Here is a 12,273-nt window from a genome sequence, read left to right on the forward strand (position 1 = left end):
AAGCAACTACGACGGCAATTTCATTAACCCCGCAGTGGTTTCGTCGGCTGAGACCAGCTAAAGTCGAAAGGTCAAAAATACAGCCTTAACGTACAATATTTTTTGATATCCAAACTGCCCCCTTAACGGTACGTCTGTCTTCGACGGACTTCAGAACGGCAATGATCTGGTGTTCGATGAATCGGGCTTTACGCATGGTGATCTCCTCAGAGGACATAATCAGTATGTCGGAAGATCCCTAAACGTGAATGGTTCGTTTTACCGGGATGCTTACATGCCCCCGCGTCAAATTTCGATGTCTGGCGGTTCTTCACCGAATATTTCAATCCATTCTGACTGCCAAGTACTGCTCAGTGAAAACTTCCTGAACTTAGGATGTAAATCCGTTCTAATCAGCAACCATTTCTGTTTGATTAGAGAGTTAGAACGCAGCGCGCGTGAAACATTATTTGTATATTTTTTATTGTCATCATTTACTATGTGGTCGTTAATTGTTTCTGTAATCTGAGTGCCAATGCTGGTCTCAAAACCAAGATAAGCTCGTATCACCAAGGCGACAAAGATGAGAGGAATATACTCACTTCCGCAGGACATAACATTTTCAAGAGATAATGGCTTGAATGAAGGTGGGATATCTATCTCTTCATCGGATACGCTGTTTTTTTCAATTCCATCGCCGAAATCGAAGGAGAAATTACCGTGATCGATTTTCTCACGGTTAGCGTTAAACTCGTCGTTGTTACCTATGTTACGACTGAACGATGCCACCAGTCGATTTATACTTTTTTCCGTTAAGAGTACGTCTGTTTGAGTTCTCAGCAATGATAAAGTTAGCTTTTCTCTTAAATACTCTGATGACAGATATTTTGATATTATAACTGGTATCTGACTATCTTCGACCAGATCAATAATCTCATGATTGGTGTTAATACTCTTATCATTGTAAATCGCATTAATCAGTCTGGTGAGTTCTTGTTTTGCTTCGTTATATGGTTTTTTTTCATGGAAAGGCAAATAAAGAGAAGTTAAAGACAGGTAAATTGATGTATGGCAGATATCAAGTATCAAACAAGTTCCTAAAGGCGATATCCGAAATGTATGGACCGAGCTAACTGTGTACTCTATGTTGAAGTCGCTGTCAGAGGGTAGTTCAATGCATTCAATAATCCTTTCTTTAACCGAACTCTCAATTGCTTTGCTAATCCAGTCTTTTTTATAACCGTAAAGTGATGCGAAACGGATTATCCTTTCAAGGCTAATTCCTTTTGCAATTTCGCCGGGAGAAACTGCATCATTCAAAAAGTAGAGTATTCTTAACTTCAGGAAGTAGCACTGGTTTACGTTCTGATAGGGCAGGTAAACATTCGGTATATATGCTTTTTCCGTGTGATCGGGATGGTAGGTGAGCGTGGAGATAACATCCTTTTTACGCCATGCTGACTTGTTTCCCAATTGGTAGTGTACGTGTTTAATCAATTGATAAAAATTTCTGATATTATGCCATGATACGGAGGATAATATTTCCAGAATGGGCATACTCTCATTCGACAGTTGAAGATTTTTCCTCAACACATCAGCGTAGAAATTCATTTTACCCAAAAAATCTTGAAGCTGATATTTTTTTCTCCAGTCTCTAATCCTAAAGTCTTCATTCAGACATTCTTTAATATACTTTATCCTAGTGGAAATTAGTTTGTTAAAGTCCGGTGATTTGAGATGAATGATCTTGTCTTCTGGCCTAACGTCCAGAAAGCCTTTATCTTTATTCTTAAAAAAGGTGAACTCCCTGAGTGTGATGATGACTGTTGCTCCCGATGCTTGGGTTATTAGATGAGATAAAGCATAAATTTCCTCTTGAAACGATTCAGAAGCTCGGTCGACATTATCAATCACAATAATAACAGATTTATTTTCCTTGACACGTTTCTGGAATATTTTTAAAACCAGACTCTGCCGGTTGGCGCTTTCCTTCTCCAGTAGTTCAGCTTCTTTGACCATAAACATTTCTGGATTTTTGGAAAAAATATCCTTGTAGGGGCCATTTTTTAACACTTTAATTTCATGCGCAAATGTGATGCGTAGTTCATCTAATGTAAACTCGTTTTCATACTCGTTTTTTATCTTGTCATGCAGATAATTGAATACGATGTTTTTCACATCAATGCTATGTTTTGATACATCATTTATCAAATCTATGATGATTGGGGTTGCATATATGTTCTTGTGCTGTCTTGCTTCAACTAAACATTTAGTCACCAGAGTGGTCTTTCCACATCCAACGGCACCAGTAATGATGATAACTTTACCCGTATGATGCTCTAGAATGAAGTCTTTACCTTCAGAGGGTGAGAGGTCTAACGCATCATTCGGAAGAAAACTGGGTTTTGAATCTTTTAACGCTCTTTTTATTTCTCCTTTAAACTGATCCAACTTAGAGTCACTGACAAAACAGTGCTCCAGCATTTTTCGCTGATTTTTTTCTGTTATCTGGGAGAAAAAGTTTTCATAAAAATCATCGATCCATTGATTGTCTTTGTTACTATCCCAAATGAAATCATGAACATGATCTTTGAGCATGTAACAGACTTCTGACGGTATATGATTCAATTCTGAGAGATAGCTGTCCAGATTATTCTTTTCTGTGCTCTCTCTAGAGATCAGATTATACATGAGATCAAACGAAAACTCATCTCCAAAGATATTCCCAAAATAAACGCCTTTCATCGAGTCAGTTGTCTTACCTGCTTTTGGCAGCATTGGGCAAACAAACCACTCTGCACCATTTGTGATTAATGCATATTGAACCGCTTTTTCTACACAATATCTTTGTGCCTGATCGAGCACCTCGGAAATTTTCTTATTGAATGCTTTTTTAAGATAGGCGACAGTGTATTCATTCAAAGTTAAGCTGTTTTTGGGGAGCCCGAAGGTCACGCCGATTTTTTTGGCTTCAACCACAAGGCGAGGTGTTCTTTCCGTACTAAGTATATAATCGGCATACCCCGCTGTTCTGCAATACGCTTCCGGCGTAAATTCTTCTTTATTCCAACCCAGTATATTTAGGATCTCATCTATCACTAGTAAGCGGCATTCAGCTTCATTTGCTTCAAAAAGAGTATCTTTCCGAGCAATATACCGTTCCTGAACTTCCTTGAATTTTTCGAAAGCCTTTTCTCTGCTCATATTTAGCCCCAATAAGAGTATTGAAAATTTCTGATCTGTGACACTTATCTCAATGTTCATGCTCTGCTATTTGCTTTATAACCTGTTATCGCATCTTTCTGAGACAACTGAAATAGGGATGACGTCATTTTTTATGAGTAATCCTGCTTTCATGGCAAATCACGGCTGACATACTTCCCTTTGGTTAGTACAGACCATTTTAGAAAGTTCCGCTACTGGCACAGAGCAGACCGTCCAGTTGAGTTTAAGATCCAGTCTGAGCGAGAAGCGGAGATGCGAGAATGCCTCGAGGGGGGGTTATCCATATCATTAACACCCGTTTTTTACACGCAGCGGACAGACTGCGTAGCCATCATGCCTGCCGTAAGTGAAAATGGAACAGGTGAGTTTGAATCATACCTGACGGAGATATCACTCAAATGGCACCGATATTAATTAACGGGAAACCCTGCCAGTCATATAACATAAGTAATTAACAAGAAAAAAATCAGATATCCTTGCCAGGTGGGCAGGACCGGCCAATGATTTCAGCCAGGAAATCCATCACCACGACAGCAGAGCGATCGCGCTTAATTTCAGGGTAGGCAACCAGCCAAATGTTCCTCACGGGCGAAGGCAGATTTTCCGGCAGCCTTACCAGTTCGCTGTCATTATCACCCATAAAGCAGGGTAAAGTAACGATGCCCAATCCTTTCCGGGCTGCCTGTTGCTGCGCCATCAGATCGCTTGCCCGAAAGATAACTCGTCGCCCGTTCAGCAGTGATTCCAGCCATTGCTGCTGCGTGACATGTGCAAGCGTGCTGTCATAAGCAATAAATACCCAATCTTCTTGCGGAATTTCTTGCCAGAACTGAGAAGCATAAAGACCAAAGCGCATGGTACCTATACGCCTTGTCATCAGGTCTGGATCGTCAGGCCTTTCCAGGCGAACCGCAATGTCAGCCTCACTTTTATTCAGAAGAACATGGTGCGAAACGCCGGATAATGACAACGTGATACCCGGATGTTTCCGGGTGAATCCTGCTATAGCAGGCGCAATGAGGTGTGCTGCAACGGCAGGTGACGCGCTGATATTTATAGGCACGGCCGGTTCGGCACACAATGACCTCGCCTGGATTCGAATACGGTCTGCAATACGGTACATTTCGTCAGCGCCGGAGGCGATAATCCGCCCATGCCCGGTAAGCGTGGTACGGCGTGGCAAACGCTCTGTGAGCCTCAGGCCCAGAGAACTTTCAAGGGCCGCAATCCGGCGGCCCACAGTGGCATGGTCTACGCCAAGTTCCCTGGCTGCGGCCGACAGGGAACCACACCGGGCAAGGGCGAAAAAAAAATGTAAATCCTGCCAGTCCATATCTCACCTCTTGTGCATTTTTACACATGTATGGTGCTTTTATACCTGTATTCTTCCTGTAATAAACTCATTTATAGTTTTCTCACTTTATAAGTGAGGAAAAAATAATGTCGTTAGCAATGATTATTAGCCAGCCGGGTGGACCTGAGGTTCTTAAAGCGGTGGAAAGAGAGCTAGTCAGTCCCGGTCCCGATGAAGTCAGTATCAGACACGAAATAATCGGCGTGAATTTTGTTGACATCTATTTTCGCTCAGGGCTCTACCCTCAGCCCTATCCCCAGGCGGTGCCTGGTTTTGAAGGGGCCGGAGTCGTCACAGCAACGGGCAGTAACGTCAGGTCCTTTGCAGCAGGAGACCGCGTTGCCTATACGGGAAATCCGATGGGCGCTTATGCTGAATGTCGCAATATACCTGCCAGCCGCCTTATCAGGATCCCGGATGGTGTGGACACTCGTACAGCCGGTAGTACGATGCTTCGGGGCCTTACCGCGCATATGTTACTCAACAAAGTAAGGGAAGTCAGGGCTGGCGACTGGATACTGGTTCATTCTGCTGCCGGAGGGCTGGGGCAAATAGTGACCCGCTGGGCAACGATGAAAGGTGCCAGGGTTATCGGTACAACGGGTTCACAGGAAAAAGTAGCAACGGCCCGCCTTGCTGGTGCGAGTGAAGTTTTGCTCCATACCGACGCTGCATGGCCGGACAAAGTCCGCGACATCACGGAAGGGTATGGTGTACATCTGGCCATCGACGGTATCGGAGGAACAATGCTCTCCAGAACGCTCGGCGTGGTCCGCCCTTTTGGCATTGTCGCCAGTCTTGGACAGCCTGCCGGCCCCATACCTCCCGTGCGGGTGGAAGAACTGGGATTTGCCCGATCTATAGCACTGATGCGACCAAGTTCACTCGCCTATTCAGATGATGCTGCGCTATACAGGAAAGGGGCTACTGACCTTATGTCAGCGCTGTCGGCAGGACTTGAAAATCACATTGGCGCTGAATTTACCCTTACCGACGCAGCAGAAGCACACCGGGTTCTGGAGGCGGGTCATACAACAGGAAGCGTTATTCTCACGGTTCAGGCTTAAGGCTCGGACGTGAATGAAACAAGCGACGCAGGCATCTTTAAAGGAATGCCGTATCAGTGACGTGACGACCCGGCTGGATTTATATCCCTTAAGGACAATCGTTCACCCCTTGTCGTCTCCTTCAGGTACTGCCAGGGAGATATGCAAGAAATTAGATAAAGGGGATGAGTCTGCTAAATCACTAACGTTCATACAATGTCCGCTCCCGGCACTCAGGCATTGCTTAATGCACGACGTAAACGATCGCCATGTTAAACGGCTATTTCTGACAAAGCGCGGCCCCTCTGAAGCGCCGTGAGGTCCGCTCTGAACGAAGAGCGGATCTTCAGTGCAAAAGAACAGCAAGGCCCGCCTTTGTGATTAATACTGCCTTATCTACAACTGCTGAGTTACCCAGCTACCATTTTCAGCGAAAAATACCGTCGCATCGGCTCCATTTACCAGGGATATTTGAGGAGGCATGTGACCAATATCAACATCATAGAGTACGGGCACGGTAATATTCTCAAAAGCGGCTTTAAGGGCATCCAGATAATTATGTTTAGTCGGGTCGCTTACGTCGGGTGCAGCACTTCTGCCGATAAGAACACCATTTAAGTAATCAAACCAACCCTGTAATCGTAAGCTAAATAATGCGCGTGTTAATTCACAGGGAGCCATTTCCACATTTTCAAAATAGAGGATTATTCCTTGAGGGCTATTGCTCGCCTTGAACAAGGGCACATTCCCGAATGGTGTACCTGCTAACCTGGATATTATCTCGAGGCAGCCGCCGATCAGTTTCCCGCTAAATGTCAGAGAAGATGTAACACCATCAAGGCGTTTCCACTGTGTTTTTTGGGTCAGATTGAAACCTCCGTCTGACGCTGTTCCCCATTGATTTTCATCCGCTTGAAATGCTGTTGAAGAGTACTGTTTGATTACAGTTCCCCGATTCGATTCCAGAATTTCCCATACGGCCTGAGTGGTGGCATCTAACTTTTGAGCGCCAAGATCCATGAGGTTCGGCCCATGCAAAGTAGCCCAGCCCGATATCGTCGTCAGTGGGAAATGAAGTGTACTAAGATCTGAAAAGCCCACAAACCATTTTGGTTTAGACCGGGACAACAGATCAAAATCAATCAAATCAAGTAATTCCATCGCCAGATCACCGCCCCAAGGTGGCATAACAGCTTTTATATCTGGGTCAGTAAGATAAGACATTAATTCTTCAACGCGAGAAAATTTAGTGGCGCTTTTATTTTTGTGCTGCGAGCGTAAGCAGCGTCCTTCGCGGACCTGGTAACCTCTTTTCTTTAGGTTTTTTATGGCGAGTTCCAGTCTGGGATGCAGATGTTCAGGTACGCCAGAAGAGGGAGCGGTTACACCAATAACATCTCCTGGAGCCAGCCTGGGTGGAAAGAGGACACTCATGGATAAATCCTTTTCAGAACATATAGAATTCCATAATCCATAATTAAAGCCAGGATGTAAAATTAACAGGCGAACACTCCGCTTGTTTTTTCTATGAGCCTTTAAAAGGTCTGCTCATGGCACCCAAGGGACTTTACCGGCGTAGATGATGCGTCAGGCAACTAATCCTCAAAAGTGCTTACTGCTTATTCGCGGGACCGCCGGCTGATTTGGGTTGGATCATGACGACTACTCTTTTAGCTATTCCCGGTTTCCCCTTTTCAAAGCGCCATTTACTCATCATTTTCTCGATGATTTTATGTTCAAACTCCGGAGTCGTTGTCGATTCCAGTATCTTAACATTCTGAACTCTGCCATCTGAATCAACATCATACTGAATCCGCAGAGCATTCGGCAGGAGGTTTCCGTTCTTATCATGAGTGGTAATTGCTGTGTTTGCAGAGGAAATGCTGCCTGAAGGTGTGCTGGCGCTGGCCGGTATACCGGCGCAGAGTGCCAGGAACAATGGCAGAATCAGGGTGAATAGTCTGATAGCTTGCATAAATCGTCCGAATTCCAAAATTAACCATGAATCTTCACGTTACCAACGGCGCGAGTGACAGGCTACCAGATGAAATGATCAGTGAATACCGCGTCTTCAGCGGCAATCCCTTTGACCTCCTTACCAGGCGCTTCGTACCACATCCATTCCCGGGGTCGTTTCGCTATCAGGACTAGTGGGAGCTGAGCGAGTGTATCAATGATTCCTTTTGCCAGCTGTCAGCTCGTCAGGGAACATGACCGAGCTAACACCCTTAAGTGATGAGAGACGACCATGGAGTTCGTCCGTAAAGGTAAAATGCGTCGTGCCCGGATTATCAGAGATACACACTGGTACAGACAGGTGCCGGGTAACGGCCTCGAAGCGTGAGAAGACTTCGTCGTCACGGAGTGACTGGTAGCTGACCGCCGGGAGTAACAGGACATTCGCGCCAGCTGCCTGGGCATCATCAGCCAGATGTAGAATGGCGTCGATACGGACCGATCCCACACAGACCATAACCGGGATGTCCCCGGCATGCTGTTTTGCCAGAGTGGCTACGCGCTTGCGCTGCTCCCGGGTCAGATAGGCGTAGCGTGCGGTTGACCCCAGGATGCCCATAGAATCAACCCGAGCATCTGTACGGCGGGAAAGCATATGGCTGAACCCCTTTTCATCCACGCCGCTGGCGGCTATTGGGGTTAATGGAAACGCCGATAACCGCTAAACATACCTGTTTCTCCTGAAGGATATTACTGCTGTTGTTCTTCGATGAGAGCAACGTCAAACCACAGGCCGGGCATCATTTTTTCCAGGCCGTCGGTCAGCATCTTCCCGGCTTCGTGCAGTTTTTCCAGCGGCATCTGCGGCAGGCTTTCCAGAATGAACCACATTTGCTGAGCGTCCACGCCCAGACGGGTTCTGATCCCCTGTCGCCAGTTCCAGCGGCGGCAGGTCACGCCGGTGTCATCACACCAGATAACCTCTCCTTGTGAAGGATATTCAACGGCCGTTTCACCCTCTTTGACGGTATCAAAAGGCTCTGTTCCGTTTGCCACAGCCAGACGTGGTGAACCCTGATAGGCAGAGATATTCTCCCCACCAACCGGTACGGCGTAGCGGAGACTCACGGCGTTATAAAGATCAACGATGGGATCGAGCGCGGGCATCGTTCCGTCACGTAATACGCGCTTACGTAACGCATCAGCTGAGCAAGGGGTGCGTTTAGGTTTAGCACCAAACTTTTGAAAAACGTCGGCCCAGGCTGCCAGATGAGATCCCGCCCATTCCGGTTCGCCGGCCACAACGGCTTCACAGGCTTCCCGCAGCGCGATTTCTCCAGCGTCGGGATGAAGCACTGGCGCAGCTTTTACGCAGATACTGAGTGCCCGAAAACCTGGGGCAATACGATAAATTTCAGGAGCAATTGACGGAGAGACGGTTAACACGTGATAATCCTTTAATGACTAATTTATTCCATGATAATGACCGATGACCAAAAAAGTCAATTTAATGACCGATGCAAATGCTATCGTCAACACGGTGAATGAAGCCGTATCTCAGCGAATTAAACAGTATCGTAAGCAAAAGAAAATCTCCCTCGATGAACTCTCCCGTCGAGCCGGCGTCAGCAAGGGAGCGCTGGTTGAGATAGAAGGATGCCGGGCCAATCCCAGCATTGCTCTGTTATGCCGCCTGGCTACCGCGATGGGGGTTTCGGTGGCTGATTTTGTGGATGTCAGTTCCAAACCGACTGTGCATCTCATTGCTGAAGATGAGATCCCAGAATTGTGGGAAGGTGAAAAAGGCGGGAGAGCAAGACTGCTCGCAGGGTCGGGTGGGCCTGATATGACCGAGCTCTGGATGTGGGAAATGCAGCCGGGGGAAAAGTTTGCTTCACCGGGCCACACGGAAGGAACGCTTGAACTGTTTTATGTTCAGTCGGGCACGCTCACATTGGGGGTAAAGGACCATTTGTATCGGGTAAAAACCGGCTGTTCGGCAACGGCCAGAACGGACGTTCCTCATTTCTACGAAAACCAGGGGGAGAGCCCGCTGGTATTTATCATGACAGTACATGAGAAAACATCCTGAGTGGTTGCCCGGTATGCCTGTAGGGCTTGTCTCATCAAAGCAAGTTTGCAAGGAGTCGTTTAGTGGATAATCAGCATCTGCGTTTTACCCAAGGCCAGTTTACTGTCACAACCGATCCCGCCTTTTTTCAGCAGGAAGCCATTCACGATTACCTCTCGCAATCGTCCTGGGCGCCTGGCATTGATGCTGAAACGGTCAGAATATCAATCCAGAACAGCCTTTGTTTTGCGCTTCTGGATGGAACAAGACAAATCGGCTTCGCCCGTCTGGTCACCGACTATGCCACTTTTGGTTATTTGTGCGACGTCTACGTGCTGAACGAGTATCAGAAAAGTGGTCTTGGTCGTTGGCTGATTGAATGCTGTCACGCCCATCCCGTGATGTCACGCCTGCGACGGATAATGCTGGTAACCTCTAGCGCGCCCTGGCTCTACCAGAAGCTGGGGTATAACCCATTGAACCAACCTGATTTTGTCTGGCAAATCAATCGACCCGATATTTATCGTAAACCCGGGCAAAAGTAAGACTATTTTTTGAGAGTAATGATAAATGTTAATCCGTAGGGCCCGTCCCTCTGATGCAGAAGAGCTTGCCATTTTAGCCGAACGCACCTTTAGAAAAACGCTTGAGGCGGGTAATACTCAGAAGGATATGGAGCTTCACTGCCAGGCAAGTTATTCAACAGATACTCAGTTGCAAGAAATCCTCAGAGAAGACTGGATTACATTAGTCTGCGAATACGAAAGCAAACTGATAGGGTATGCCCAACTGAGGTGGGAAGCATTTCCTCCCTGTGTAAATAGCATTCACGCCGGGGAAATCCTGTGTCTGTATATCGATGAACCTTATCATGGCAAAGGTTTTGCACAAGCGCTGATACACAAGTGCTTTGCTGAATTTGCGGCACAGGGATCGGATATTGTCTGGTTAGGTGTCTGGGAACATAACCCAAGGGCAATCTCTTTTTACCGTAAGCTTGGGTTTACCGAGGTGGGTGAACATATCTTCCAGGTTGGGACAGATCCCCAGAGAGATATCATTATGAAACGCTCAACGGGTGTTAGCTGAACAAACATTACGACGTCCGCTCTGGCACACAGCAGGCGTGATCGACACCAGGAGATGTCACGCGCTAGCGGCTAAGCGTAGCGCCGGCTCGGAAAATCCCGGATGGCGGCGCGTGGCGCCTTATCCGGGCTACGCGGTTGTGCCACTCTTGTGCCGTTATTTTGCCGGGTGGCGGCTGCGCCTGACCCGGCCTACAAAAACAGGGCCGCCCGTACTCTTCTGGTGGCATGCCCCTGGCCCGCGCCTGCGCAGCGCCGCCGGGCTGTTACTGCGCCTGCTGCTGCGCTTGCGCCAGCTGGCGGACGATCGCCTCGCGCCGCGCATCCCCTTCCGGCAGCCGGGCCAGTAACGCCTGCAAGGCTGCCACGGCTTCGGGGTAATCTTCATTACGCACCGCGCTCAGGGCCAGCATCTCCAGCACCGGCAGGCTGTTCGGCTGCCGCTGATGCAGGTCACGCAGCAGCAACTCGCCCATCCGAACCTGACCGTTATCCCCCGCCCGCACCAGCGCGCTGGCGTAATCGAAAGCCGCCGCAGGGTCATCCGCCGCCAGATCATGCGCCCGGCCAAAGGCGCCGATCGCCGTCTCGCCATCGTTCAACAACAGGCCAAGACGCCCAAGCAGCTGCCAGCCGGCGAGGTCGTTCGGCGTAGTCTGCAGGTGGCTGCGCAGGCCAAGCCGCAGCTCCGCCAGCTCATCCATACGCAGCTGCGCCGCCGTCGGGTCCTTAACCTGCTGCAACAGCGCAGGATAATGCCGTTCAGCCTGCTGCCAGAGCAGCACCTGGCCAATATCGCTGGTTTTCAGATACAGGCCCAGACTCAGAACCACCAGCAGCAGCGCGCCCGGAAGCAGCGCCCAGCGGCTTAGCGGCCGTTCGCCAGGCTGTGCCTGGGGCGGAATATCCGTCAGCAGCGTGCGCTGCAGCTCGACGACCAGCGCCGGGTTGTCCTCGCCGCGCTCCTGCGCCAGCTCCTGCAGACGCGACTGGTACAGGACGCGGTTGAGGGCATCGCGGTCCACCGCCCCTTTGCCCGGCCACGGGTAATAAAGCAGCCCCAGCGCGCCAGCCAGCAGCAGCGCGACGATAACCACCAACAGGCTCATCGTTCTTTTCCTTCTTTCAATAATGCCGCCAGACGCTGGCGCTCTTCGGCGCTGAGCGCCGCGTCAGGAATGTCGCGACGACGCGCGCGGGCGATAATCACCCCCGCGCCCGCCAGCACGAACAGCCCCGGCCCCAGCCACAGCAGCACCGTGCCCGCGGTCAGGGGCGGCTCGTAGCTGACAAAATGACCGTAGCGGGCCACCATATAGTCAACGATCTGCCCTTTCGTTTTCCCCTGCTGCATCAGCTCGTACACCTTCTGCCGCATATCAGCGGCAATCATCGCATTTGAGTCGGCGATGCTGTTGTTCTGGCATTTCGGGCAGCGCAGCTGGGAGGTGATCTCGCGGAAGGCCTGCTCCTGGGCCTCATCCTTAAACTGCCAGGTGTCGATGGCGGCCCACGCCTGGCCGGTCAGCATCAGCGCCAGCAGGATGACCATTG

Annotated in this window: 11 protein-coding genes and 1 pseudogene; 4 read left to right on the plus strand and 8 right to left on the minus strand. The window is 49.0% G+C overall.

The features are described 5' to 3' along the window. Positions 1 to 285: 285 nt before the first annotated feature. Both SPE70_RS14950 and SPE70_RS14955 read right to left on the minus strand, forming a co-directional pair. Entirely contained in the window at positions 286 to 3,183 is a 2,898-nt protein-coding gene (locus SPE70_RS14950; protein ID WP_168443343.1) for an AAA family ATPase, read from the minus strand. 487 nt (positions 3,184 to 3,670) lie between these two features. Continuing rightward, positions 3,671 to 4,537 (minus strand): LysR family transcriptional regulator, encoded by an 867-nt coding sequence (locus SPE70_RS14955; RefSeq protein ID WP_012541460.1) that lies wholly within the window; start codon positions 4,535 to 4,537, stop codon positions 3,671 to 3,673. A 107-nt stretch (positions 4,538 to 4,644) separates the two neighbouring features. Between SPE70_RS14955 and SPE70_RS14960 the strand changes: the two genes are divergently transcribed. Next, positions 4,645 to 5,625 carry a quinone oxidoreductase family protein gene (locus tag SPE70_RS14960; RefSeq protein ID WP_063105501.1) on the plus strand — a complete coding sequence of 327 codons (981 nt, stop codon included), beginning with the start codon at positions 4,645 to 4,647 and terminating at the stop codon, positions 5,623 to 5,625. 375 nt (positions 5,626 to 6,000) lie between these two features. On the opposite strand, the gene SPE70_RS14965 is transcribed toward SPE70_RS14960, so the two are convergent. From SPE70_RS14965 to SPE70_RS14980, 4 genes and pseudogenes are all read right to left on the minus strand, one after another. Next, the gene (locus SPE70_RS14965) at positions 6,001 to 7,038 is read right to left on the minus strand and encodes a S66 family peptidase (protein WP_064170317.1); all 1,038 of its coding nucleotides are present in this window, start codon (positions 7,036 to 7,038) and stop codon (positions 6,001 to 6,003) included. Positions 7,039 to 7,216: 178 nt separating this feature from the next. After that, complete coding sequence (locus SPE70_RS14970; protein ID WP_023318491.1) at positions 7,217 to 7,579, minus strand: TonB family protein; 363 nt, start codon at positions 7,577 to 7,579, stop codon at positions 7,217 to 7,219. A gap of 228 nt (positions 7,580 to 7,807) precedes the next feature. Continuing rightward, positions 7,808 to 8,254 (minus strand): annotated as a pseudogene (locus SPE70_RS14975) (dihydrodipicolinate synthase family protein); the annotation flags it as partial. Between the two features lie 56 nt (positions 8,255 to 8,310). After that, on the minus strand, positions 8,311 to 9,006 hold the full coding sequence (locus SPE70_RS14980; RefSeq protein WP_064170318.1) for a B3/B4 domain-containing protein: 696 nt from the start codon (positions 9,004 to 9,006) through the stop codon (positions 8,311 to 8,313). A gap of 43 nt (positions 9,007 to 9,049) precedes the next feature. Between SPE70_RS14980 and SPE70_RS14985 the strand changes: the two genes are divergently transcribed. The 3 genes from SPE70_RS14985 (at position 9,050) to SPE70_RS14995 (ending at position 10,720) form a co-directional block, all read left to right on the plus strand. Next, the gene (locus tag SPE70_RS14985; protein ID WP_004175741.1) at positions 9,050 to 9,652 is read left to right on the plus strand and encodes a helix-turn-helix domain-containing protein; all 603 of its coding nucleotides are present in this window, start codon (positions 9,050 to 9,052) and stop codon (positions 9,650 to 9,652) included. Positions 9,653 to 9,714: 62 nt separating this feature from the next. Beyond that, a complete protein-coding gene (locus tag SPE70_RS14990) occupies positions 9,715 to 10,176 on the plus strand; it encodes a GNAT family N-acetyltransferase (RefSeq protein ID WP_023322784.1) in 462 nt (153 codons plus the stop codon). 25 nt (positions 10,177 to 10,201) lie between these two features. Then, positions 10,202 to 10,720 carry a GNAT family N-acetyltransferase gene (locus SPE70_RS14995; protein ID WP_064170319.1) on the plus strand — a complete coding sequence of 173 codons (519 nt, stop codon included), beginning with the start codon at positions 10,202 to 10,204 and terminating at the stop codon, positions 10,718 to 10,720. A 265-nt stretch (positions 10,721 to 10,985) separates the two neighbouring features. On the opposite strand, the gene ccmI is transcribed toward SPE70_RS14995, so the two are convergent. Further along, on the minus strand, positions 10,986 to 11,828 hold the full coding sequence (gene ccmI, locus SPE70_RS15000; protein ID WP_136047337.1) for a c-type cytochrome biogenesis protein CcmI: 843 nt from the start codon (positions 11,826 to 11,828) through the stop codon (positions 10,986 to 10,988). After that, positions 11,825 to 12,271 (minus strand): cytochrome c-type biogenesis protein, encoded by a 447-nt coding sequence (locus SPE70_RS15005; protein WP_014599186.1) that lies wholly within the window; start codon positions 12,269 to 12,271, stop codon positions 11,825 to 11,827. Before SPE70_RS15005 ends, ccmI begins: the two co-directional genes overlap by 4 nt. Between the last annotated feature and the right edge of the window lie 2 nt (positions 12,272 to 12,273).

It is taken from the genome of Klebsiella sp. ZJOU C1 (assembly GCF_035620215.1).
Taxonomy (GTDB): Bacteria; Pseudomonadota; Gammaproteobacteria; order Enterobacterales; family Enterobacteriaceae; genus Klebsiella; species Klebsiella variicola.